Source organism: Pseudomonas sp. PsB, from assembly GCF_043658375.1.
Classification (GTDB): domain Bacteria; phylum Pseudomonadota; class Gammaproteobacteria; order Pseudomonadales; family Pseudomonadaceae; genus Aquipseudomonas; species Aquipseudomonas putida_Z.
The window spans coordinates 78,778-101,125 of sequence record NZ_JBIGLU010000017.1 but is presented as its reverse complement, the minus strand read 5'-3'; the positions used below and the strand labels follow the sequence as shown (position 1 = coordinate 101,125).

Here is a 22,348-nt window from a genome sequence, read left to right as displayed (position 1 = left end):
TCCCGGGACCGCTGCGCGGTCCTTTCGCGACGCAAGGCCGCTCCCACATGGGCCTTACAAGTCCTGATCCCACTCCGGTTCGTCCTTGAACCGCTGCACCAGAAAATCCAGCATGCTGCGCAAGGTCGCCGGCATGTGCTTGCGTGAGGTGTACACCGCATTCAGGTTCAGCTCGCGTGGCCTGGCTTCGGGCAGCAGGCGCACCAGTTCACCCCGGCGCAGGGCCTCCGCGGCCTGGTAGGTCGGCAGCATGGCGATACCTGCGCCGGCCAGCGCCGCCTTCTGCAGTGTCATCGCCTCGTTGGCACTGATGTTCCCCGCCACCGGCACGGCGACTTGCTGGCCGGCCACCTCGAAATGCCACAGGCTGTGGCCGAAGTAGGCATGGGTCAGGCAGTTGTGCCGGCTCAGCTCCTCGACCCGTTGCGGCGTGCCGTGCTCGCGCAGGTAGGCCGGTGCCGCACACACTGCCGAGCGGCACACACTTAGGCGCCGGGCGATCAGGTTGGGGTCCAGGTCATTGCTGGTGCGGATGGCCAGGTCGATGCGCTCGTCCACCAGGTTGACCGTGCGATCGAGCATCTGCAGTTCCACCTTCACCCCGGGGTAGCGCCGGACGTAGGCGGCCACTGCATCCACCAGCTGGGCCTGGCCGAACGAGGTGCTGACGCTGATGCGCAATGCGCCCTTGGGCGCGTCATCCGGCTGCTGCACTGCGGCCTGCAGGTCGCCGGCCAGTTCCAGCAGTTGCCGACAGCGAGGCAGGGTTTCCTGGCCGGCAGCGGTGAGGCTGAGCTTGCGTGTGGTGCGCTGCATCAGCCGTGCGCCAACCCAGTCTTCCAGCTCTGCCAGGTAGCGCGACACCACCGGCCGGGACAGTTGCAGATGATCCGCCGCCGCCGACTGGCTGCCCAGGTCGACGACGGTGACGAATACGCGCATGGCGTTGAGACGGTCCATGATTTGCCCGGTTTCAGAAACAAACTATGTTCGAGCATCGCATTTTTTGTCACGGATTGGGCAACTAAGCTGTTGGGCATTGTTCATCTGACGGGCGTTTGCGATGTCTCTTTTCACTCCCTTGCGTGGCCTGCTGCTGGCCTGTGTGACCCTGGCCGGCCCGGCGCTGGCTGCCGACCCCTTGCGGTTGGAGGTATATAACCCCGGGCATGAGGCTATCTTCCCGGTCAGTTCGGTGATCGTCAGCGGCGAGCACGACGCCATCCTCGTCGATGCCCAGTTCGGCAAGGCCCAGGCCGAGCAGCTGGTGCGGCGCCTGCGGGCGGGTGGCAAGCAGCTGACCAGCATCTACATCAGCCATGGCGACCCGGACTACTACTTCGGCCTGGATACCCTGACCCAGGCCTTTCCCGAGGCCAAGGTGCTGGCATCGGCCGCCACGGTTGCCCATATCCGCCAGACCATGGATGCCAAGCTGGCCTACTGGGGCCCGCAGATGGGCGCGGACAAGCCGGCGCGGCTGGTGCTGCCGCAGGTGCTCGAAGGCAACCGCCTGACGCTGGAAGGGCAGGCCCTCGAAGTGGTCGGCCTCGACGGCCCGCAACCTGACCGCAGTTTTGTGTGGATCCCGTCGATCAAGGCGGTGGTCGGTGGCGTGGTGGTGTCGGAGAACATTCATGTATGGATGGCCGACACGCAAACGGCCAAGTCCCACGCCGACTGGCTCGGCACCCTGGCGCACATCGAAGCGCTGGCGCCGCGCACGGTCATCCCCGGGCATTACCTGGAAGACAGCAGCCGATCGCTGCAGGCCGTGCGTTTCACGGCGAACTACATTCGTGATTTCGATGCCGAGACCGCCAAGGCGAAAGACGCCGGTGCGTTGATCGCGGCGATGAAGCGACGTTACCCAGGGTTGGCCGATGAAAGCTCGCTGGAGCTGGGGGCCAAGGTCGCCAAGGGCGAGATGAAGTGGTAATTCCGTTCAACTGATGGAGAGTATCCCATGAGCAAGATTGCAATCATCGGTGCCACTGGCCGCGCTGGCAGCCAGTTGCTGGAAGAGGCCCGGCGCCGTGGCCACAGTGTGCTGGCCATCGCCCGCGACCCGTCGCGGTTGCAGGGGCGGGACGGGGTGACGGTCAAGGCGCTGGATGCCAAGGACAGCGCGGCCCTGCAAGCGGCGATCGCGGGTGTGGATGCGGTGCTGAGTGCGGCGCATTTCTCGACCATCGAGCCACACGCCATCATCGAGCCGGTCAAGCGGGCCGGGGTCAGGCGCCTGCTGGTGGTAGGTGGGGCCGGTAGCCTGTTGCTGCCGTCGGGGCATCGGGTGATCGACAGCCCGGACTTCCCCGAGGCATACAAGGCCGAGGCCACTGCCGGAGTGCGTTTTCTGGAAGCGTTGCAACGGGAGCTGAACCTGGACTGGGCCTTCCTGTCGCCGTCGGGGGAGTTCGTTGAAGGTGATCGCAGCGGTCATTACAAGCTGGGCAAGGATCATCTGTTGATCGGCGCGGATGGCAAGAGCTGGATCACCTTTGCCGATTACGCGATTGCCATGCTCGACGAACTGGAAAAGCCGCAGCACTCGCGGCAGCGGTTCACTGTCGGCTATTGAGTCGCCTGCTTCGTTGGCATGAATGTATCTGGTGCAGGCAGTTCGCCTGTAGGAGCGGCCTTGTGTCGCGAAAGGGTCGCGCAGCGACCCCAGGATATCCGCCACAGTGCAATATCGCCGGGGCTGCTGCGCAGCCCTTTCGCGACACAAGGCCGCTCCTACAAGGGCTTGTGCACATCGGCGAATAGGGAAAACGGGCCTTAGAAGCTGGCCTGTCCCTCCAGCCAATCCAACAACTCCACCAGCCCCGGCGGCAAGCTCTTGGCCTGGCTCACCAGGTAATACCCCTTGCCGGTCATCACTTTCAGCGCAAACGGCATGCACAACCGCCCCCCGCGCAAGTCATCGCCGATCAGCGACCAGTCGCCGATGGCCACGCCGGTGCCCTGCGAGGCCATGGCCATCGCCATGTCCAGCGTCTCGAAATGCTGCTTCGGCCCTTGAGTGCCCAGCGTCACCCCGGCTGCCTGCAGCCACAACCGCCAGTCATGCTCATCCCGCGACGGGTGCAGCAGCATGTGTAGCGCCAGGTCTTCGACCTGCTGCAACGGTACCGGCCCTTGGCGCAATGACGGCGCGCACACCGGCGTCAGCTGCTCATCGAACAGCTTGCGCACGCGCAGCCCATGGTTCGGCGCATCGCCATACACCACCGCCGCATCGAAACCCTCGCGGCGAAAGTCCACTCCATGTTGCACCGTAGTGGTCAGCTCTACAGGCACATCCGGGCGTAGCGCCTGCCATTCCATCAGGCGTGGCAGCAGCCAGCGCATCACGCAGGTCGGTGCCTTGAGCTGCAAGGTAGTGCTGCGCCCACCCACCTCGCGCACCCCTTGTTCGATCAGCGCGAACACCTGCTGCACCCTTGGCAGCCAGTCCTGGCCTTCACGGGTCAGGCTCAGCCCACGGGCCTGGCGCTGGAACAAGGCATAACCCAGATGCTCTTCGAGGGCCGCGATCTGTCGGCTGACGGCGCCCTGGGTGATATGCAACTGCTGCCCGGCACGGGTGAAATTGCAGTGCTGGGCGGTGACCAGGAAGGTATGCAGGGCGGGCAGGGGCGGGAGGCGTTTCATTGTGCTGAGCCATGATTACAGGACATGGCTAGTATGTGTTTTTTTGCATTGTGGCGATAGCCGTGGCTGGGTCCAATAAGGGCATAACCCAACCAAGATTCATGGTGAAACCCGATGGCAACCTGCGGCGAAGTACTGGTAAAACTCCTTGAAGGCTATGGCGTTGACCATGTCTTCGGCATTCCTGGTGTACATACCGTGGAGCTCTACCGCGGCCTGGCGGGCTCGTCCATCCGCCATGTCACCCCGCGCCACGAGCAGGGGGCCGGGTTCATGGCCGACGGCTATGCGCGGACCCGCGGCAAGCCCGGGGTGTGCTTCATCATCACCGGCCCGGGCATGACCAACATCACCACCGCCATGGGCCAGGCCTATGCCGACTCGATCCCGATGCTGGTGATTTCCAGCGTGCAGGCCCGCGACCAGCTGGGCGGTGGCCGCGGCAAGCTGCACGAGTTGCCCAACCAGGCAGCGCTGGTGTCGGGTGTGGCGGCGTTTTCCCACACCCTGATGAGTGCCGATGACCTGCCGCAGGTGCTGGCCCGGGCATTCGCCGTGTTCGAAGGCGCCCGCCCGCGCCCGGTGCATATCGAGATCCCGCTCGACGTGCTGGTCGAACCGGCCGATCACCTGCTGCCGGGGCGCGTGGTGCGCAGCAGCCGGGCGGGGGCAGCGCCGCAGGCAGTGGCGCAGATGGCCGAGCGCCTGGCCAATGCACGGCGGCCATTGATCCTGGCCGGGGGCGGCGCATTGGCCGCGGGCGCTGCGCTGGCGCGCCTGGCCGAACACCTGCAGGCGCCGGTGGCGCTGACCATCAATGCCAAGGGGCTGCTGCCGGCCAGCCACCCGCTGCAGATTGGCTCGACCCAGTCACTGCCAGCCACCCGGGCGCTGGTGGCCGAGGCCGATGTGGTGCTGGCGATCGGCACCGAACTGGCCGAAACCGACTATGACGTCACCTTCAAAGGTGGATTCGAGATCCCGGGCAGCCTGTTGCGCATCGACATCGACCCGGACCAGACCGTGCGCAATTACCTGCCGGCGCTGTCGCTGGTGGCCGATGCCGAACTGGCCGCCGAGGCGCTGCTCGGTGCCTTGCAGGCGCTGCCGCAACCCGTGCGTGAAAGCACGTGGGGCGCGGCCCGGGTGGCCAAGCTGCGCCAGGCACTGGCGGCAGGTTGGGACCAGCCGACCCTGAGCCAGACGCGCTTGCTGAACGCAATTCTCGAGCGCCTGCCCAATGCCATTCTGGTGGGCGATTCGACCCAACCGGTGTACACCGGCAACCTGACCCTGGACATGGACCAGCCACGCCGTTGGTTCAATGCCTCGACCGGCTACGGCACCTTGGGTTATGCATTGCCGGCGGCCATGGGCGCCTGGCTGGGCAGCGCGGAGCAGGTCGGTGAGCGTGCGCCTGCGGTGTGCCTGATTGGTGATGGCGGTTTGCAGTTCACCTTGCCGGAGCTGGCAAGCGCGGTGGAAGCGCAGGTGCCGCTGATCGTGCTGCTGTGGAATAACCAGGGGTACGAGGAAATCAAGAAGTACATGGTCAACCGGGCGATCGAGCCAGTCGGGGTGGATATCCATACGCCAGACTTCATCGGTGTGGCGCGGGCCTTGGGCGCGGCGGCGGAGCAGGTGGCAGAAGTGGCTCAGCTGCAGGTGGCGTTGGGGCAGGCAGTGGAGCGCAAGGGGCCGACCTTGATCCAGGTTGACCAGAATCAGTGGCAGGGGGCTGTGTTGGGTTGAAGTGAAGCTATTGTCTGTACCGGCCCTTTCGCGGGTGAACCCGCTCCCACAGGTACTGCACAGTTTTCAGAATCTGTGCAAAACCTGTGGGAGCGGGTTTACCCGCGAAAGGGCCGGCACAGGCAAAGCCAAACTCAGCCAGCAGTCGCCCGCAACCTCGCCACATCACGAATCGGCGGCGCGCCATACAGCCGGCTGTATTCACGGCTGAACTGTGACGGGCTTTCATACCCCACCCGGTAGGCCGCCACCGCCGCCTCGAGCCCGTCATTCAGCATCAAGCGCCGCGCCTCCTGCAGGCGCAGTTGCTTCTGATACTGCAACGGGCTCATCGACGTCACGGCCTTGAACCGGTGGTGCAAGGTCGAGGTGCTGAGGTTGACCTCCCGCGCCAGGTCCTCGATGCGCAAAGGCAGTTGGTAGTTCTGGTTGAGCCAGGTAATGGCCTGGCAAACCCGGTGGGTCTGGCTGTTGGCCAAGGCGATTTCGTACAACCGATAGCCCTGCGGCCCGCGCAGCAGGCGGTACAGGATCTCCCGACGGAACAGCGGCGCGAGCATCGCGATGTCGCGAGGGGTGTCCAGCAGGCGTATCAGCCGCAGCAAGGCGTCGAGCAACGCGGCATCGGTTCTTTCCACATACAAGCCACGACCGGAAGGCCGGTTGGGCACCAGCATCGGCCCGCTTTCGGCGATCAGCTGGCTGATTTCGGCCGGGTCCAGGTCCATGCGCAGGCCAAGGCTCGGGTGCTCGGGGCTGGCGTCGAGCTTTACGCCGCTAAGCGGCAAGGTTACCGAGACCACCATGTAGTGCAGCGGGTCGTAGGCGTACTGCTCGTCACCCAGGAACAGGCTTTTGCTGCCCTGGGCGAGGATGCACAGCGCGGGTTGCGCCAGGGTCGGTACCGAGCGCACGTTTTCGGTGTAGCGCACCAGGTACAGGTCATCGATGGCCGATGCCGGGCCGTGGGGCTCCCCGGCGTGGCGGCGGATCAGCTCGGCCAGCTCCTGGCGTTGCAGTTCCAGGCTAGGGTCGATGGACGTGGCGGTGGTCATGATGGCTTTCCTCTGCTGACCGACGCAGCATAGGTTTGGGCAATGGCGGGCGCTAGTCAAAAGCTGCACGCCGATTGCCTGATCCTGCCGCGCTGCAGGATCAGGCAATCGGCGAGCAGTAATGGCCTAACGCGTCGCGCGGGTGAGGCCCTAACCTTGGCAGCCTGGCTTTTCCGTCCGCCTGCTTCAAGGAGATTGTGCAATGACCCCGACACAACCGGTCACCCACCTTGCTTTCATCCGTGCCAGCAGCGGGCGCTCGGCGGAGCTGGGCGCGCGCCTGCGTGACCTGCTCGAGCCCTCGTTGCGGGCACCGGGCTGCCTGAGTTTCACGGTGCAGCGTTCGCAGGCTGATGCCGATTTATGGTTGCTCAGTGGCAGCTGGCAAGACCAGCAGGCGATGACTGGCTACTTTGCTTCGCCGACGCTGGAAGCGTTTGGTGAGTTGGTGCAAGAACAGGTGGTCAGCAGCCTGGATCTGCATACCTTTGATTGAGGTATTGCCTGTTCTGGCCTCATCGCCGGCAAGCCAGCTCCCACAGGGGCATCACAGGTCTTGAGGGCGGTGCAGTACCTGTGGGAGCTGGCTTGCCGGCGATAGGGCCGGTACAGGTGAATAGGGTAAGATGCTGCCCTTGATCAACCAGGTAGATAGCAACATGGCACGTAGAGAATTCCCGCATTTCGAAGCGGTTTCGGCGATGGTCCCGGTGGAAGGTGGCGGCTACAACGCGGCCATCGCGGTCAAGGCCCTGGGCATGGGCGGCGCGCCGCGCTTTCACAAGATTCTCGACGGCCAGGTGTTCAAGGGCGCCGTGGCCGCCGATGAAGCGGCCACGGCCGAGCTGCAACGCCTGCAGGGCGTCAGCGAAGAGGGTGAGCTGATCTGGTGATCAGGCCGGCGGGCGGGCCATCTTGAACAGGTTGCCCAGCTCGAAATAGTCTGCCGGGCCACCGCCACGCAGGATCGGCTCGGCAGCAGCGGTATCGTAGATACCGTTCTTCAACAGGTGCTCGGCAATGTGCACCGCCACCACTTCACCCAGGATCAGCCAGCTGGGCACCAGTTCCTGGTCGGCCCGCTTGAGCTGGACAATCTGGCTGACCTTGCACTCGAAGGCCACCGGGGTTTCGCCGACACGCGGCACGTTGACGATGCTCGACGGCTTGGCGGTGAGGCCGCTCAGTTCGAATTCGTTTATCTCGGCGGCAACCGGTGCGCAGCTCTGGTTCATCTGCTCGGCCAACGGGCGGGTTGCCAGGTTCCAGACGAATTCGCCGGTCTGCTCGATGTTGTTCAGGCTGTCTTTGCGCCCGACGCTGCAGAAACCGATGATTGGCGGAATGTAGTTGAAGGCGTTGAAGAAGCTGTAGGGTGCCAGGTTCAGGCGGCCTTCGCGGTCCTGTGAGGAGATCCAGCCGATAGGGCGGGGGCCGACGATGGCGTTGAACGGGTCGTGGGGCAGGCCGTGGCCTTTTGCGGGTTCGTAGTAATACATCTGTGCTGGGCTTGCTGGCCCTACCTCCTGGTGGACAAGACGCCTAGTGTGCCAAGCCTGTGCCCGCCTGCAAATGATCAAGCCCGGCCGAAGCCGGGCTGGGTGCTCGCATCAGGGATCAGCTGATGCGGTGGGCGTTGGTGCGATCGAAGCCATCTTCGGCGAAACGTTGGCCACCAGTGCGGTCGAAGCCGTCTTCAGCGAAGCGCTGGCCACCGGTGCGGTCGAAGCCGTCTTCGGCGAAGCGCTGGCCACCGGTGCGGTCGAAGCCGTCTTCGGCGAAACGCTGGCCACCGGTGCGGTCGAAGCCGTCTTCGGCGAAACGCTGGCCGCCAGTGCGGTCGAAGCCATCTTCAGCGTAGGCAGCGGATTGGCTCTGGGTCGCTGCGAAGGTGTGGGCGTTGGTGCGGTTGAAGCCATCTTCGGCGAAGGCGCCAGCAGCGAAAACCGAGAGGGCCAGGGTGAGGATCAGTTTGTTTTTCATGGTCGTTGCTCCAGGGGTTCTTGAGGTTGTTTTGTTTCTATGGGTTTAATCCTACGCCGATTAACTTGATTAAAAAGCGCAAATAATAGCGCTTAAAAATCGAATAATTAGATATATATTGGCGCGCATCTTGGGCTCTGGCAGCGGTTCTGGCTCAGGATGTGTCCGCGGATGCGCCGACGTTCTGCCAGCCATTGCAGCTTGAGGGGGTGGAATTAATGGGGCGTTAAGGATGAAAAATCTGTCATTGAAGGCTGCTCAACGCATTTTTCATACATCACCAACCGATTTTTCAAATGCTGCTCAGCACCATCGCCGCACCTCAAACCGGAGCGGCACAACAATGAACAAACTTCCGCAAATCACCTTGGCCTTCTGGGTCATGAAGATCTGCGCTACCACCCTTGGCGAAACGGCGGGTGATTTGCTGTCGATGACCCTGGACATCGGCTATGCCCTCAGCTCGCTGCTGCTGATCAGCGTGTTCCTGCTGACCTTGCTCGGCCAGCTGTACTCGCGCCGCTACCATCCGATGCTGTACTGGCTGGTGATCCTCTCCACCAGCACCGCCGGCACCACCATGTCCGACTTCATGGACCGCACCCTGGGCCTGGGCTACGCCGCGGGTTCGGCCATCCTCATCGGCATCCTGCTGCTGACCTTCCTGGTATGGCGCCTGAGCGGCAACCCGCTGGATGTCACCCGCATAAAGAACCGCACGGGCGAATTGTTCTACTGGGTGGCGATCCTGTTTTCCAACACCCTCGGCACGGCGCTGGGCGATTACCTGGCCGATGACTCGGGGCTCGGTTTTGCCGGTGGCGCACTGTTGATCGGCAGTGCCATCGCCTTGGTAGTCGTGGCCCGCTGCTGGACACGCATTCCTGGCGTGGTGTTGTTCTGGGTTGCGTTCGTGCTTACCCGCCCGTTCGGCGCCACCTTGGGCGACTTCCTTACCAAGCCCCACGAGAAGGGCGGCCTGGACTTCGGCACGGTCGGCTCTTCGGCGGTGCTGGGCGGGGTGTTGCTGGTACTGGTGCTGATGGCCACCTGGTACCAGCGCCGTGAGCCGCGTCAGGCGTTGGAGATGTCCTGAGTGTTGATGCGGTAGCGGGTACTGCGGCCCCCGCCAGGCAGGCGAACCAGGCAGGCCTTGTCGAGCAGATCGGACAGGTGGCGGGTCGCAGTGGCCTTTGATACCTTCGCCACCGCCTGGTATTGCGCTGCGTTGATGCCTTCCTCGAATCCTCGGGGGCCGCCATCGAGCAACCTGTTGAGCACCTTTACCTGTTCGGGCAGCAAACCATCTGAGCGATGTGCTTGCCAGAACCTGGCCTTGGCCAGTATCCGGTCGATATTGGCCAGGGCCTGTTCCAGGCTGCGCAGCAGGGTAGAAAGAAACCAGGATAGCCAGCGGGTGATATCCAGGTCGCCTTTCTGGCTGTTCTCCAGCACTTGGTAATAGCCGGCCCTGTCTTCGAGGATGCTGGCAGACATGGCATAGAAACGAATGGCCTGTCGCTCACCTTGCGCCAGCGCCAGGTCGGTGATTGCCCGAGTCAGACGGCCATTGCCATCGTCGAACGGATGCAGGGTGACGAACCAGAAGTGGGCGATGCCGGCACGTAGCAGTGGGTCCAGGCTGGTGGAATCGCGACTGTTGGCAAACCAGTCGAGAAACTCGTTGAGTCGGGCTTCCAGGCCATCGCGCGGTGGTGCTTCGAAATGCACGGTAGGCTTGTCTAGCCGGCCGGAGATCACCTGCATGGGCATTTCATCACGCAACTGGCCGACCAGTATCGCTTTGCTCAAGGCGCCTTGTGCCAGTGGGAACAGCCACTGGTGCCAGGTGGACAGGCGCTGCAGGGTCAGCGGTCGGTCATACCCTTGCGTTGCATCCAGCATCAGCTCCGCCAGCCCTTCACTGCGGGCATTGGTAGGTCCATGCTCCTCGATGCCCAGCCGGCGAGCGAGGGAAGAGCGGACAGAACCCACGTTCAACTGCTCACCTTCGATTGCCGAAGAGGTGACGATGTTTTGCAGCAGCGTATCGAGGATGTTCTGGCACTCGCTGAGTGCATCGACGCTGCCGATCTTGCCCAGCAGGCGTCCTTGCATGTCGATGCAATTGCGTAGCATTGGGGCGATGGCTTCGTTTTGCCAGGTGAAGCGTGGCCAGGCAGGTTGCTGCCAGATCCATAAGGGGCTATTCATGATCCGTCCCATGAGCCGAATGAGCCGGCTATTCGGCTCACCTTGTGAGCCGAATAATAGCGCTATTCGGCTCATCCTGTGAGCCGAATAAGGCCCGTCAATCGGCTCACAGGCTGCCGCGTATCACAAAAAAAGGGCGCCCCATGCACTGGAGCGCCCCTTTTCAGTACTGCCAGGCCAGCATCACTCAGTGGTAATCCGCGAGTGCTGCTTGGTGTCCTTCATGGTCGCGTAAACCAGCAGCGAGCAGGCGATGCAGGCGGTGACGTACCAGTAGAAGCCACTCTCCATGCCGGCGCTCTTGAACCACAGGGCCACGTACTCGGCGGTGCCGCCGAAGATCGACACCGTCAGGGCGTACGGCAGGCCCACGCCCAGGGCGCGGATTTCGGTTGGGAACAGCTCGGCTTTGACCACGGCGTTGATCGAGGTGTAGCCGCTGACGATGATCAGCGCCGCCATGATCAGGAAGAACGCGCCCCACCAGGTCTGGATGGTGTGCAGGGTGCTGAGGATCGGTACGGTGAACAGGGTGCCGAGTACACCGAAGGCGATCAGGATCGGGCGTCGACCGATCTTGTCGGACAGGCCGCCGATCACCGGCTGCAGGCACATGAACAGGAACAGCGTCGCGGCCGAGATGGTGGTCGAGTCGCTGATGCTCATGCCCACGGTGTTGACCAGGTACTTCTGCATGTAGGTGGTGTAGGTGTAGAAGGCCAGGGTGCCGCCCATGGTCAGGCCGACCACGGTCATCAGCTCCTTGGGGTGGCGCAGCAGGGTGCGCATCAGGCTTTCCTTGGCCTTTTCCTTCTTGGTGAAGGAGGCGGTTTCTTCCATGCCGCGACGCAGGTACAGGGCCACCACGGCGCACAGCGCACCGATCACGAACGGTACGCGCCAGCCCCAGGCATACAGCTGCTCGGTGGTCAGGGTCTGTTGCAGGACGATCAGTACCGCCAGGGCGATGAGCTGGCCGGAGATCAGGGTGACGTACTGGAAGCTGGAGAAGAAGCCACGGCGGTCCTTGCTGGCCATCTCGCTGAGGTAGGTGGCCGAGGTGCCGTATTCACCACCCACCGACAGGCCCTGCATCAGGCGTGCAATGACCAGCAGGATGGGGGCGGCGACGCCGATGGTTTCGTAGCCCGGGGTCAGGGCGATGACCAGCGAGCCGGCGCACATCAGCAGCACCGAGGCCATCAATGCGGCCTTGCGGCCTTTGCGGTCGGCGTACAGGCCCATCAGCCAGCCACCGATCGGGCGCATGAGGAAGCCCACGGCGAAGATCGCGGCGGTATTGAGCAATTGTGCGGTGGAATCGCCGGCTGGGAAGAAGGCCTTGGCGAAGTACAGCGAGAATGCGGCGTAGACGTACCAGTCGTACCATTCGACCATGTTGCCGATGGACCCGCTGAAGATCGACTTCAGGCGGCTGGCGGTGGTTTTTTCTGTGGCAGGCGCGGTGGCCGCCCCGGCTGGCAGGGAGGTGGCATTATCCATCAGGGATACCTTCTCGTTGTTTTTGTGGAGCGCGCCGTGGCGCAGCTTGCCAAGGCAATTGCAGAAGGTGTGCCAAATGGGTGCGTTGGGCTTCAAATGGGGGCGCTGCGCGCCCCTTCGCGGGCACGCCCGCTCCCACAGGGACCGCGTGACGTCTGACTCTTCGCGTTTCCCTGTGGGAGCGGGCGTGCCCGCGAAGGGCTGCAACGCAGCCCCAAAAGAATCCAGCTAATGAGCGGTTATTTGCTTAGTGACCGAGCGCGATAGGCGGATTTCCGCTCATTCCCGCCCAATGAAGTCCTCGCGCACCAACCCATGCCGCTGCATCTTCTCGTTCAGCGTGCGCCGCGGCAGCTGCAACATTTCCATCACTGCATTGATCGCGCCCCCGTGCTGGCGCAGCGCCGCGCGCAGGCATTGCGCCTCGAACGCTTCCATCTGCTCGCTCAGCGACTGCCCGGCAGGCGCCACCTCGATGTTCGGTGAGCCCAGCCCCAATGCATGGCGTTCCGCCGCGTTAGCCAGTTCACGCACGTTGCCCGGCCAGTCGTGTGACAGCAGCTGCGCCAGTTGCGCACCCGACAGTGGTGGGGCTGCGCGGCCAAGCTTTTCGCCGGCGGCACGGGCAAAGTGCTCGAACAGCAGTGGAATGTCCTCACGCCGTTCACGCAATGGCGCCAGGCGCAGCTCGGCCACGTTCAGGCGATAGGCAAGGTCTTCGCGGAAGCGCCCGGCGCGGGCTTCTTCGAGCAGGTCGGGCTTGGTCGCGGCAATGATGCGCAGGTCGACGCTGATGCTCTGGTTGGCCCCCAGGCGCTCCAGCTTCTGTTCCTGGATCACCCGCAGCAGCTTGGCCTGTTGGGCCAGTGGCATGCTTTCGATTTCGTCGAGGAACACCGTGCCGCCGTTGGCGTACTCCAGCTTGCCGATGCGCTTGCCCTGGGCGCCGGTGAAGGCGCCGCTTTCATGGCCGAACAGCTCGGCCTCGAACAGCGACTCGGGGATGGCTGCACAGTTGAGGGCGACGAACGGCTTGCCGGCGCGCGGGCCAAAATCGTGCAGGCAGCGCGCCACGCGCTCCTTGCCACTGCCGGTTTCGCCGCGGATCAGCACATTGACCGGCAGGCAGGCCAGGTCCAGCACTTGCCGGCGCAGCTGTTGCAGGCCTTGGGACATGCCAAGCAGCGTGCCTTCCAGGCGTGACTTTAGGTCGGCCTGCTCGTGCAGCCGGCGGTTTTCCAGGACCAGCTGGCGCTTTTCCAGGGCCCGGCGCAGGCTGCCCAGCAGGTGCTGCGGGGTAAAGGGTTTTTCCAGGAAGTCGTAGGCCCCGCTGCGCATGGCTTCCACTGCCATGGGCACATCGCCGTGGCCGGTCAGCAGGATCACCGGCAAGTCGGGGTCGTCCGTCTGCAGGCGTTCGAGCAATTGCAGGCCATCCATGCCCGGCATGCGTACATCGCTGATGATTACCCCGGGAAAGTGCCGTGGCAGGTGTGCCAGGCATTCTTCGGCGCGGGCGAACAGTTGCACGCTGAAGCCGGACAGGCTCAGCCATTGCTCGACCGCGGTGCGGATACTGGCTTCATCATCGACGACGATCACTGAATTCAACATACAGGCTCCAGGTCACGGGGCAGGGTAAGGCTCAGGCGCGCGCCGCCAGGCAGGTTTTCGGCCTGCAGCTGGCCACCGGCCTCGTGGACGATACCGTAGGAAATGGCCAGGCCCAGCCCCAGCCCTTCGCCCACCGGCTTGGTGGTGAAGAACGGGTCGAAGACCTTGGCCAGGTCGGCCTCGGCAATGCCGCCACCCGAATCCAGCACGCTCAGGCGCCACAGCTCGCCGTCGGGCTCGATGCGGATCTCCAGGCGTTTGTAGCGCTTGTCGGTCATGGCGTCGAGGGCATTGCGCAGCAGGTTGATCAACACCTGCTCCAGGCGAATGGCATCTCCGCGCACCCAGGCCGGGCGCGCCAGGTACAGGGCTACTTCCACTTCTTCGCTGCGAATGCGTGCTTCCAGCAGGTGCAGGGCCTGGTCGACCACGGTGGCCAGGTCCAGGCGCTCGCGCAGGCCGACCGGGCTGTTGCGGGCGAAGGTTTTCAGGTGGCTGGTGAGCGCGGCCATGCGTGTGAGCATCTGCTCCAGCGGCTCCAGTGCCTGGCGTGCTTCGTCATGTCGGCCATGGTCGAGCAGCAGACGCAGGGTTTCCAGCTGCATGCGCTGGGTGGTCAGCGGCTGGTTGATTTCATGGGCCATGGCTGCCGACATCTGCCCCAGCGCCGCCAGCTTGGCCGATTGCACCAGCCCCTCCTGGGCGGTGCGCAGCTCACGGGTGCGCTCCTCGACCTGGCGCTTGAGCTCCTCCCGGCTGCGCTGGCGCAAGCGGGCCAGGCGCAGGCGCTGGCTGACGAACAGCGCAGCGAACACCAGGCTCAGCCACACTGCGGCGGCGCCAAGGGCGGCATTGCGACCGTCGGCGGCCACCTGCGGCTTGCGCAGCAGATGCAAGGTCCAGTTTTCACCCTCCAGTGGCAGGCTTTCCCACAGGTATTCGGCGCTGCCCTCCGGGCCTTGCACGCGGCTGAGGGTGCTGTTGGCGGCAAAGCGGGTCAGCACCTGGTGCTGCAGCGGCACCAGCGGTTGCTTGTCGTACTGACGGGTTTCGGCCAGTTCGGCACGGTCGGCACCACTGAGTGGCTGCAGTTCGCGGTAGCGCCAGCCGTCCTGGTTGGCGATGAAGGTGATGCCACGGGCATCGCTGACCAGCAGGATGTCGCTGCCCTGGCGCCACTCGCGTTCCAGCTCGGGGAACTCCAGCTTCACCACCATGGCGCCGAGGAAGCGGCCATGCTCGTCGTTCACCGCGCTGGCGAGGAAGTAGCCCGGCACGCCACTGGTCACGCCCACGGCGTAGAAGCGGCCACTGCCTTGGCTGCGGGTCTGCTTGAAGTAGGGGCGGAAACCGTAGTTGGAGCCCACGTAGCTGCTGGGCAAACGCCAGTTGCTGGCGGCGATGGCCAGGCCGGTGCGGTCGAGCAGTTCGAGGGTGGAGGAGTTGGCGGCGCCATTGATGCGTTCGAGCTTGCGGTTCAGGGCGTCCTGCACCGGTTCGCTGACCGGGCCACGCAGGGCGGCGATCAGCTCCGGGTCCAGTGCCAGCACGGCGGGCAGGGCGCGGTAGCGGTCGATCAGCGTGTGCAGGGCATTGGCGTACAGGCCCAACTGCTGGCTGGCACGCTGGGCGTCGGCTTCCATGGCCTGGCGCTTGGCCTGGTGCATGGCCCAGCCGGCGCTGAGGGCGGTGCCCAGCACGATCAGCAGGGTGATCAGCCCCAGACGCAGGGCGCGAACGGAAAAGGGCATGGGGCGGATCCGGATGAATGGGATATCAGGGCCGGCCTCTTCGCGGGTAAACCCGCTCCCACAGGTATCGCGCAGGCCATCTGCTTGCGGAGTACCTGTGGGAGCGGGTTTACCCGCGAAGGGGCCGGTACAGGCAAACCGGTCAGTTACAGCAGTTCAAAGCTCTGCTGCTGCACCGCCTGGGAATCCAGCCCGACCTGGACATTGAATTCCCCTGGCTCGGCAACCCGCTGCAGTTGGCCATTGTAGAACTTCAGGTCTTCTTCGCTGATGCGGAAGCTCAACGTGCGCGATTCGCCAGGCTTGAGCATCAGCTTCTGGAAGTTCTTCAGTTCCTTCACCGGGCGGCTCATCGATGCAGATACATCCTGCAGGTACAGCTGCACCACGGTCTCGCCTGCCACCTTGCCGGTGTTCTTCACCGTCACCTTGGCTTCCAGCGTGTCGCCACGCTTGAGGTCCTTGTTCGACAGCTTCAGCCCCGACAGCTCGAAGCTGCTGTAGCTCAGGCCATAGCCGAACGGGTACAGCGGGCCATTGGGCTCCTCGAAGTACTGCGAGGTGTAGTTGCCCGGCTTGCCCGGCGTGAAGGGCCGGCCAATACGGGTGTGGTTGTAGTACATCGGGATCTGCCCGACCGAACGCGGGAAGGTGATGGCCAGCTTGCCGGACGGGTTGTAATCGCCGAACAGCACGTCGGCAATCGCGTTGCCGCCTTCGGTACCGGCGAACCAGGTTTCCAGAATGGCGTCGGCCTGCTCGCGTTCCCAGGCAATCGACAGTGGGCGGCCGTTCATCAGCACCAGCACCAGCGGCTTGCCGGTGGCCTTCAGGGCCTTGATCAGCTCCCGCTGGCTGGCGGGGATTTCCAGGGTGGTACGGCTCGACGACTCGTGGGACATGCCGCGGGATTCACCCACCACTGCCACCACCACATCGGACTGCTTCGCCGCCTTCACCGCCTCGTCGATCAGCACCGCGGGTGGGCGCGGGTCGTCGACGATTTCCGGAGCATCGAAGTTGAGGAAGTTCAGGTAATCGAACATCGCCTTGTCGCCGGTGACGTTGGAACCTTTGGCGTAGACCAGCTTGGCCTTGCCCTCCACGGCGCGGCGCAGGCCTTCGCGCACGGTCACCGAGTGCACTGGTTTGCCGTCGGCAGCCCAGCTACCCATCATGTCGATCGGGGCATCGGCCAGCGGGCCGACCAGGGCGATGGTGCCGGCCTTTTTCAGCGGCAGGGTCTGGTTGCGGTTTTCCAGCAGCACCAGGCTGCGGCGCGCCACGTCACGCGCGGCGTCGCGGTGCAGGCGGTCGTTGCCGTAGTAGTCCTTCAGGTCGGTTTCGGCCTTGCCGATGCGCACGTACGGGTCCTTGAACAGGCCCATGTCGTACTTGGCACCCAGCACTTCGCGCACCGCCTGGTCCAGCTCGCCCTGGGTCACTTCGCCAGACTTCAGCAGGCCTGGCAGCTCTTCGCCGTACAGGGTGTCGTTCATGCTCATGTCGATGCCGGCCTTGATCGCCAGCTTGGCGGCTTCGCGGCCGTCGCGGGCGACGCCATGGCGGATCAGCTCCTGGATGGCGCCGTGGTCGCTGATGGTCACGCCCTTGAAGCCCCACTCCTTGCGCAGCAGGTCGTTCATCAGCCAGGTGTTGGAGGTGGCCGGCACGCCGTTGATCGAGTTCAGCGCCACCATCACCCCGCCAGCACCCGCGTCAAGCGCGGCGCGGTAGGGCGGCAGGTAGTCGTTGTACATTTTCGGCAGGCTCATATCGACCGTGTTGTAGTCGCGCCCGCCTTCCACCGCGCCATACAGGGCGAAGTGCTTGACGATGGCCATGATGCTGTCGGGGTTGGCCGGGCTGCTGCCCTGGAACGAGCGGACCATCACCTGGCCGATTTTCGAGGTCAGGTAGGTGTCTTCGCCAAAGCCTTCACTGGTGCGGCCCCAGCGCGGGTCGCGGGCAATGTCGACCATCGGTGCGAAGGTCATGTCCAGGGCGTCGGCCGCGGCTTCGATGGCGGCGGTGCGGCCGACCTTGGCGACGGCGTCCATGTCCCAGGTCGCGGCCATGCCCAGGCCGATCGGGAAAATGGTGCGTTCGCCGTGGACGGTATCGTAGGCGAAGAACATCGGGATCTTCAGGCGGCTGCGCATGGCCGCGTCCTGCATCGGCCGGTTCTCGGGCGCGGTACGCGAGTTGAAGGTGCCACCGATGCGGCCGGCGGCGATCTCCTCGCGAATCTTGTCGCGGGGCATTTCCGGGCCGATGCTGATCAGGCGCAGCTGGCCGATCTTTTCGGCTTCGGTCATCTGGCTGATCAGATGGTCGATGAACGCCTGCTTGTCTTGCAGGGGCGGGGCGGAGGGGGCGGCGAGGGCCGCCTGACTGGCAAGGCCCATGGCCAGGCCCAGCAAAGACAGTTTCATCATCAATTCCGTTGTGGGGCCTCTGCCGTATCCACGGTGATACGCGCGCGGCCGAAGTTTTCAGGCGGCTATTGTTGTACGATTTGCAGGCATTTCTTCCAGCGGCGGATTATGCCTGAATATGTCGCCTGCGGACGAAGCCCCGAATGCCGGGACAACAACTATAAGAACGCTCAAGAGACCGACGGCATGACCCCCCTCGACGAATACCATCAGCGCCAGATCGCCGAAGCCATTGCCCGTGCCGAACGGCGCACCGATGCCGAACTGGTGACGGTGCTGGCCCGCCGGGCCGATGACTACGCCTACTGGCCGTTGTTCTGGGCCGCCGTGCTGGCGCTGGCCGTGCCGGCCCTGTTGCACTGGCTGCTGGGTTGGCCCGGAGTGCGTGGCTTGCTGGTGGCCAATGTGCTGCTGTTCGTCGGCTTGTGCCTGCTGCTGCGCAGCCCACGCCTGGCCGGCTGGCTGATCCCCCGGGCCCTGCGCCGCTGGCGCGCCTCGCGCCTGGCCCGTCAGCAGTTTCGCGAACAGAACCTGCAGCGCACTGCTGGTGCCACGGGCGTACTGATCTTCGTCAGCGAGGCGGAGCGGCATGTGGAGATCCTGGTCGACCGTGGTATCGAACACCATCTGGATGCCACCGCCCGCGCGGCCATCGTCGCTCGCTTTGCTGAACAGGTACGCCAGGGCCGCACCTTGCAGGGTTTTGTAGAGTGCATCGAGGCGTGCGGCGAACTGCTCAGCGAACATGTGCCGCCTACCCATGCACGTAACGAGTTGCCCAACCGGTTGGTGATTCTCGATTGAGCCGAACCCCGATGGCTTGACGCGCCCTTAGAACTGCACATAACTCATTGAATTAGCAGGGACTCTGTGGGAGCGGCTTTAGCCGCGAACACCGGCGCAGCCGGTGCCATGCACCGCGTTGGATTCTTCGCGGCTAAAGCCGCTCCCACAGGGTACGCGTACCGCTTGCGAATTCAGTTCTCTACGCGACAGCGCAGCCCAAACGACTGGGCGATCTCCCACAGGAAGTTAGCCACCCTGTAGAATGCGCGCATTGCGCCATGCGCTCCCCGCTATCCGAGGCACCGTTTTTCCATGTCCGCCAGTTCTTCTGCCCCATCCGCGCCGGATGCGCGCACCCAGTTTCTCGACCTGCTGAACGCCGCCCTGCATGGCAATAACCTGGTCAAACTGGTTTTGGCGCGCCATGTCGGTGCCGACCAGACCTTGCAACGGATCATTGCCAAGCCGCTGCAGGTCAAGGGCCAGCCGTGCCTGTCGCTGGTCTATCGCCACCAGACCCGCGACATCACCCGCAACCTGGCGCTGGATCAGGCCCAGGCGCTGGTCGCCGAGTTGCTGCCGGACAGTTTCCGCAACGCGCACCTGTTCGACGCCGACGGTGAGGTGCAGTTGACCTTCAGCAAGAAGGGCAAGCCCATGCTCCAGCGCCACGGCGCACAGGCACCGCGCGAAGCTGCCAGCAGCAGCGGCCATGACCGCGAAAAGAAGCGCTATCTGGAGCTGTCGCGGCCATTCCTGCGTGACCTCGGCGTGACTGACGCACAAGGCGCGCTTATCCCGTCCATGTCGCGCAAGTGGAAGCAGATCAACAAGTTCATCGAAGTCTTCGACCACGCCCTGGCCAGCGCCCCGGTGCCGGCGGAGCAGGCGCTGCGGGTGGCCGACTTCGGCTCTGGCAAGGGCTACCTGACCTTTGCCATGCACGACTACCTGCGCAACAGCCTGGGCCGCGAAGCGCAGGTAACCGGCGTCGAGCTGCGCCAGGACATGGTCGACTTGTGCAACGCCGCCGCCTTGCGCCTGGAGCACCCGGGCCTGGAGTTCCAGTGTGGTGATGTGCGTAGCGTGGTGCCCGAGGCCATCGAGGTGATGATCGCCCTGCATGCCTGCGATATCGCCACCGACTACGCCATCCACACCGGCATCCGCTGCAACGCCGCGATCATCATGTGCTCGCCGTGCTGCCACAAGCAGATCCGCCCGCAACTGCACAGCCCGGGGTTGTTGCAGCCGATGCTGCAGTACGGCCTGCACCTGGGCCAGCAGGCCGAAATGCTGACCGACAGCCTGCGCGCGCTGTACCTGGAAGCCTGCGGGTACGAGACCAAGGTGTTCGAGTTCATCTCGCTGGAGCACACCAACAAGAACAAGATGATTCTTGCGGTGAAGCGGCGCCAGGCAGGGGACAACGGCGCGTTGCTGGAGAAGATCGGGCAGCTCAAGGCGTTCTATGGAGTGCAGGAGCATTGCCTGGAGACGTTGTTGCGAGGGGACGGGTTGCTGCCTGGCGTGTGATCCTTCAGCGGCTCTTGTGAAACGCCGCACTCGGTAACACGTTATCCAGTAGTGGCGCATTCGAACCTTTCAAGGGCTCGCTTTCGCTGGCCGTCGCTTCGAGCTGGCGGGCCTGGCGGTATTCGCTGGGCGTGCAGTTGCTGACCTGCTTGAAGGTGCGGGCGAAGTAGGACGGGTCCTTGAAGCCGGCCTCATAGCCGATGCTGGTAATCGGCATCTGGCTGTTGACGAGCAGGTCCATGGCCAGGTTCATGCGCTTGCTCAGGATGTAATCCAGAAACCCAACGCCGTTGACTTCCTTGAACAGGCGGCTGAAGCGGGCCGTGGTCATGCCGCAGCGCTGCGCGAGGTCCTTTTGATCGACACATTCGCGAAAGTGCTGGTCGATGTAAGGCATGACCTTGCTGAGCGCCTGGTGCTTGTGGTGTTCGCCGGTCAGGCGAATGCTGTCCGGCAGGGAGGGAAGGTGATCGATGCGCTGCGCATGCCTGAGGCCTTGCTGGCGCGGCGTATGTCGCAAAGCTGCTTGAGGACATCGATGTAGCGACTTTTCTCACCGCTTGTCAGCGGCAATACCAGATACTCCCAGACCCGCGAACGCATGGCCCAGACGGCCAACTCTTCGGAGTGCTGCACGGTGAACATGGTGACCGGGATTGACGGTGAGTTGCGCTTCACTTCCAGCAACAGGTTGAGGTTGAGGGTATCGGGGCGATCGAAATGCATGCAGATCATGTCTGCCTGCTGGCGTTCGGAATGCGCCACGGCCTTCGCCAGTTTGCAATCGCAGACATGACTGAACTGTGCCATCAGCGCTTCGGTGGAATGATCGCGTGTCAGATCGAACCACAACAACAGCGGCTTTGTGCCCGGGTTAGACATCGTGACTTAACCTTAGTGCTGGGAGTTTCCCTACGAGCAGCAGTATTGTCAAAACACTATTAGTTCGACGAGCAATTTGGTTATGAACTTAGATCGATTTTGCTTAAGGGGTTCTATGCGTTTTGTAAAACCCTGATGTTAGAAAGGTTCCGCAGCCAGGCTGGTCTTTGATCATGGCGACCGCTCGTCGGCTTTGAACAAACGTGCCAGAACCTTTCCCTGAGCCGGCTGCAAATGCGTACGAAAGTGCTTCTCATATTCGGGTTTCCTGCCTGTTTTACTGGTGACCTCGCCCACCTTTTCGATGCTGGCCAATGGCCGCAAAAAAGTCCTAGCGATTCGCAAAAATCTCCTAACCACTGCTGTCACCCTCTGACTAGGATTCGCAACAGGTAGTGCAAAACACCACTGCCCGGGAAGAAAAATAATGTCCTTAGCGAGGTGAGCGAAATGAACCTGCAAATAATCAAGACTTCGGTGATGAAGTTCGTCAAAGACGAAGATGGCCTGACTATTGTGGAATATGCGGTGGCTGGTGGGTTGATCGCCCTTGCCGTAGTTACTGCGTTCACTAACTTGGGTACAGCCGTTACTGCAAGAATCAACGCCTTGATAGCTGCAATTAGCTAATAAAACCCGTGGGGGATGCAGCAATGTCAGCAGAGTCTCTGTTAGCCATTGTCTTGCTGCTTGGGCTGCTGGGCATCGCGGTGGTGGGCGACCTTCGTCGCCACCGCATTCCCAACGTCCTGATCTTGATGGGGCTGGGGTTGGGGTTGGCGGGCCAGGTTTACTCCGCAGCACTCGCTGGGTTGGGGGATGGCGTGCTGAGTATGCTTATCGGGTTCGCCATATTTCTACCGATGTATGTGTTGGGGGGAATGGCCGCCGGCGACGTCAAGCTGATGGCCATGGTCGGCGCCTTTCTTACACCGTACGACGTACTCTCGGCTGCACTTTTCAGTCTGATAGCCGGTGGCATGTTCGGGATCCTGATAGTGCTCGTCCGCGGCCAGTTGCAACAGACGTTACAACGCTACTGGTTGATGTTGAGGGCAGGGGCCTATTTGGCACCAGCGTCGGATGAAGTTGCAGCCAAGCCATTCCCTTATTCGGTCGCAATCCTTTCTGGAACCCTTGTTAGCCTGTTTGGGCTACCGCTAGGCCTATAGCCTGG

20 protein-coding genes and 1 pseudogene are annotated in these 22,348 nt (G+C 63.3%); 10 read left to right on the top strand and 11 right to left on the bottom strand.

Annotation, left to right across the window (positions count from 1 at the left end; translation table 11 throughout):
• Positions 1 to 54: 54 nt before the first annotated feature.
• Entirely contained in the window at positions 55 to 960 is a 906-nt protein-coding gene (locus ACGLHT_RS19750; protein ID WP_025340479.1) for a LysR family transcriptional regulator, read from the bottom strand.
• Positions 961 to 1,063: 103 nt separating this feature from the next.
• Here ACGLHT_RS19750 and ACGLHT_RS19745 point away from each other — a divergent pair, with 103 nt between their 5' ends.
• Positions 1,064 to 1,939 (top strand): MBL fold metallo-hydrolase, encoded by an 876-nt coding sequence (locus tag ACGLHT_RS19745; protein ID WP_274120345.1) that lies wholly within the window; start codon positions 1,064 to 1,066, stop codon positions 1,937 to 1,939.
• Between the two features lie 27 nt (positions 1,940 to 1,966).
• Positions 1,967 to 2,581, top strand: a complete 615-nt coding sequence (locus ACGLHT_RS19740; protein ID WP_274120344.1) for an NAD(P)-dependent oxidoreductase — start codon at positions 1,967 to 1,969, stop codon at positions 2,579 to 2,581.
• Between the two features lie 200 nt (positions 2,582 to 2,781).
• Here the strand turns inward: ACGLHT_RS19740 and ACGLHT_RS19735 are convergent, their stop codons facing one another.
• Entirely contained in the window at positions 2,782 to 3,657 is an 876-nt protein-coding gene (locus ACGLHT_RS19735; RefSeq protein WP_274078312.1) for a LysR substrate-binding domain-containing protein, read from the bottom strand.
• 114 nt (positions 3,658 to 3,771) lie between these two features.
• On the opposite strand from ACGLHT_RS19735, the gene ACGLHT_RS19730 reads away from it, so the two are divergent.
• Positions 3,772 to 5,409 (top strand): 5-guanidino-2-oxopentanoate decarboxylase, encoded by a 1,638-nt coding sequence (locus tag ACGLHT_RS19730; RefSeq protein ID WP_137162336.1) that lies wholly within the window; start codon positions 3,772 to 3,774, stop codon positions 5,407 to 5,409.
• 134 nt (positions 5,410 to 5,543) lie between these two features.
• Here the strand turns inward: ACGLHT_RS19730 and ACGLHT_RS19725 are convergent, their stop codons facing one another.
• The gene (locus tag ACGLHT_RS19725; protein WP_025340474.1) at positions 5,544 to 6,464 is read right to left on the bottom strand and encodes an AraC family transcriptional regulator; all 921 of its coding nucleotides are present in this window, start codon (positions 6,462 to 6,464) and stop codon (positions 5,544 to 5,546) included.
• A 202-nt stretch (positions 6,465 to 6,666) separates the two neighbouring features.
• Between ACGLHT_RS19725 and ACGLHT_RS19720 the strand changes: the two genes are divergently transcribed.
• Together ACGLHT_RS19720 and ACGLHT_RS19715 are read left to right on the top strand one after the other, a co-directional pair.
• A complete protein-coding gene (locus tag ACGLHT_RS19720) occupies positions 6,667 to 6,960 on the top strand; it encodes a putative quinol monooxygenase (RefSeq protein WP_137162335.1) in 294 nt (97 codons plus the stop codon).
• A gap of 130 nt (positions 6,961 to 7,090) precedes the next feature.
• Positions 7,091 to 7,357, top strand: a complete 267-nt coding sequence (locus ACGLHT_RS19715) for a hypothetical protein (RefSeq protein ID WP_015271637.1) — start codon at positions 7,091 to 7,093, stop codon at positions 7,355 to 7,357.
• Here ACGLHT_RS19715 and ACGLHT_RS19710 read toward each other — a convergent pair whose 3' ends face one another.
• Both ACGLHT_RS19710 and ACGLHT_RS19705 read right to left on the bottom strand, forming a co-directional pair.
• Entirely contained in the window at positions 7,358 to 7,963 is a 606-nt protein-coding gene (locus ACGLHT_RS19710) for a flavin reductase family protein (RefSeq protein ID WP_085614260.1), read from the bottom strand.
• Positions 7,964 to 8,081: 118 nt separating this feature from the next.
• On the bottom strand, positions 8,082 to 8,447 hold the full coding sequence (locus tag ACGLHT_RS19705) for a heme utilization protein (protein WP_025340471.1): 366 nt from the start codon (positions 8,445 to 8,447) through the stop codon (positions 8,082 to 8,084).
• A 343-nt stretch (positions 8,448 to 8,790) separates the two neighbouring features.
• On the opposite strand from ACGLHT_RS19705, the gene ACGLHT_RS19700 reads away from it, so the two are divergent.
• Positions 8,791 to 9,543 (top strand): hypothetical protein, encoded by a 753-nt coding sequence (locus tag ACGLHT_RS19700; RefSeq protein ID WP_137162333.1) that lies wholly within the window; start codon positions 8,791 to 8,793, stop codon positions 9,541 to 9,543.
• Here the strand turns inward: ACGLHT_RS19700 and ACGLHT_RS19695 are convergent.
• The 5 genes from ACGLHT_RS19695 to bglX form a co-directional block, all read right to left on the bottom strand.
• A complete protein-coding gene (locus ACGLHT_RS19695) occupies positions 9,522 to 10,661 on the bottom strand; it encodes a Fic family protein (protein ID WP_274120343.1) in 1,140 nt (379 codons plus the stop codon). The genes ACGLHT_RS19700 and ACGLHT_RS19695 overlap by 22 nt on opposite strands.
• 183 nt (positions 10,662 to 10,844) lie before the next feature.
• Positions 10,845 to 12,164 (bottom strand): MFS transporter, encoded by a 1,320-nt coding sequence (locus ACGLHT_RS19690; protein WP_137162331.1) that lies wholly within the window; start codon positions 12,162 to 12,164, stop codon positions 10,845 to 10,847.
• A 279-nt stretch (positions 12,165 to 12,443) separates the two neighbouring features.
• Entirely contained in the window at positions 12,444 to 13,778 is a 1,335-nt protein-coding gene (locus tag ACGLHT_RS19685; RefSeq protein ID WP_137162330.1) for a sigma-54 dependent transcriptional regulator, read from the bottom strand.
• A complete protein-coding gene (locus tag ACGLHT_RS19680) occupies positions 13,772 to 15,529 on the bottom strand; it encodes an ATP-binding protein (protein ID WP_137162329.1) in 1,758 nt (585 codons plus the stop codon). Before ACGLHT_RS19680 ends, ACGLHT_RS19685 begins: the two co-directional genes overlap by 7 nt.
• A gap of 146 nt (positions 15,530 to 15,675) precedes the next feature.
• Complete coding sequence (gene bglX, locus ACGLHT_RS19675) at positions 15,676 to 17,967, bottom strand: beta-glucosidase BglX (RefSeq protein ID WP_025340465.1); 2,292 nt, start codon at positions 17,965 to 17,967, stop codon at positions 15,676 to 15,678.
• 186 nt (positions 17,968 to 18,153) lie between these two features.
• Here bglX and ACGLHT_RS19670 point away from each other — a divergent pair, with 186 nt between their 5' ends.
• Together ACGLHT_RS19670 and ACGLHT_RS19665 are read left to right on the top strand one after the other, a co-directional pair.
• Complete coding sequence (locus ACGLHT_RS19670) at positions 18,154 to 18,771, top strand: TPM domain-containing protein (protein ID WP_075046203.1); 618 nt, start codon at positions 18,154 to 18,156, stop codon at positions 18,769 to 18,771.
• 294 nt (positions 18,772 to 19,065) lie between these two features.
• A complete protein-coding gene (locus ACGLHT_RS19665; protein WP_274120342.1) occupies positions 19,066 to 20,289 on the top strand; it encodes an SAM-dependent methyltransferase in 1,224 nt (407 codons plus the stop codon).
• A gap of 4 nt (positions 20,290 to 20,293) precedes the next feature.
• Here ACGLHT_RS19665 and ACGLHT_RS19660 read toward each other — a convergent pair.
• Positions 20,294 to 21,171, bottom strand: a pseudogene (locus ACGLHT_RS19660) (helix-turn-helix domain-containing protein).
• Positions 21,172 to 21,621: 450 nt separating this feature from the next.
• Between ACGLHT_RS19660 and ACGLHT_RS19655 the strand changes: the two are divergent.
• The gene (locus tag ACGLHT_RS19655; RefSeq protein ID WP_274120341.1) at positions 21,622 to 21,801 is read left to right on the top strand and encodes a Flp family type IVb pilin; all 180 of its coding nucleotides are present in this window, start codon (positions 21,622 to 21,624) and stop codon (positions 21,799 to 21,801) included.
• 23 nt (positions 21,802 to 21,824) lie between these two features.
• Positions 21,825 to 22,343 carry a prepilin peptidase gene (locus tag ACGLHT_RS19650; protein ID WP_274120340.1) on the top strand — a complete coding sequence of 173 codons (519 nt, stop codon included), beginning with the start codon at positions 21,825 to 21,827 and terminating at the stop codon, positions 22,341 to 22,343.
• The last annotated feature ends 5 nt before the right edge of the window (positions 22,344 to 22,348 follow it).

Coding starts and splice junctions, on each gene's coding strand:
- ACGLHT_RS19750 (WP_025340479.1), bottom strand. CDS start 960: ATGGACCGTCTCAACGCCATGCGCGTATTCGTCACCGTCGTCGACCTG.
- ACGLHT_RS19745 (WP_274120345.1), top strand. CDS start 1,064: ATGTCTCTTTTCACTCCCTTGCGTGGCCTGCTGCTGGCCTGTGTGACC.
- ACGLHT_RS19740 (WP_274120344.1), top strand. CDS start 1,967: ATGAGCAAGATTGCAATCATCGGTGCCACTGGCCGCGCTGGCAGCCAG.
- ACGLHT_RS19735 (WP_274078312.1), bottom strand. CDS start 3,657: ATGAAACGCCTCCCGCCCCTGCCCGCCCTGCATACCTTCCTGGTCACC.
- ACGLHT_RS19730 (WP_137162336.1), top strand. CDS start 3,772: ATGGCAACCTGCGGCGAAGTACTGGTAAAACTCCTTGAAGGCTATGGC.
- ACGLHT_RS19725 (WP_025340474.1), bottom strand. CDS start 6,464: ATGACCACCGCCACGTCCATCGACCCTAGCCTGGAACTGCAACGCCAG.
- ACGLHT_RS19720 (WP_137162335.1), top strand. CDS start 6,667: ATGACCCCGACACAACCGGTCACCCACCTTGCTTTCATCCGTGCCAGC.
- ACGLHT_RS19715 (WP_015271637.1), top strand. CDS start 7,091: ATGCTGCCCTTGATCAACCAGGTAGATAGCAACATGGCACGTAGAGAA.
- ACGLHT_RS19710 (WP_085614260.1), bottom strand. CDS start 7,963: ATGTATTACTACGAACCCGCAAAAGGCCACGGCCTGCCCCACGACCCG.
- ACGLHT_RS19705 (WP_025340471.1), bottom strand. CDS start 8,447: ATGAAAAACAAACTGATCCTCACCCTGGCCCTCTCGGTTTTCGCTGCT.
- ACGLHT_RS19700 (WP_137162333.1), top strand. CDS start 8,791: ATGAACAAACTTCCGCAAATCACCTTGGCCTTCTGGGTCATGAAGATC.
- ACGLHT_RS19695 (WP_274120343.1), bottom strand. CDS start 10,661: ATGAATAGCCCCTTATGGATCTGGCAGCAACCTGCCTGGCCACGCTTC.
- ACGLHT_RS19690 (WP_137162331.1), bottom strand. CDS start 12,164: ATGGATAATGCCACCTCCCTGCCAGCCGGGGCGGCCACCGCGCCTGCC.
- ACGLHT_RS19685 (WP_137162330.1), bottom strand. CDS start 13,778: ATGTTGAATTCAGTGATCGTCGTCGATGATGAAGCCAGTATCCGCACC.
- ACGLHT_RS19680 (WP_137162329.1), bottom strand. CDS start 15,529: ATGCCCTTTTCCGTTCGCGCCCTGCGTCTGGGGCTGATCACCCTGCTG.
- bglX (WP_025340465.1), bottom strand. CDS start 17,967: ATGATGAAACTGTCTTTGCTGGGCCTGGCCATGGGCCTTGCCAGTCAG.
- ACGLHT_RS19670 (WP_075046203.1), top strand. CDS start 18,154: ATGACCCCCCTCGACGAATACCATCAGCGCCAGATCGCCGAAGCCATT.
- ACGLHT_RS19665 (WP_274120342.1), top strand. CDS start 19,066: ATGTCCGCCAGTTCTTCTGCCCCATCCGCGCCGGATGCGCGCACCCAG.
- ACGLHT_RS19655 (WP_274120341.1), top strand. CDS start 21,622: ATGAACCTGCAAATAATCAAGACTTCGGTGATGAAGTTCGTCAAAGAC.
- ACGLHT_RS19650 (WP_274120340.1), top strand. CDS start 21,825: ATGTCAGCAGAGTCTCTGTTAGCCATTGTCTTGCTGCTTGGGCTGCTG.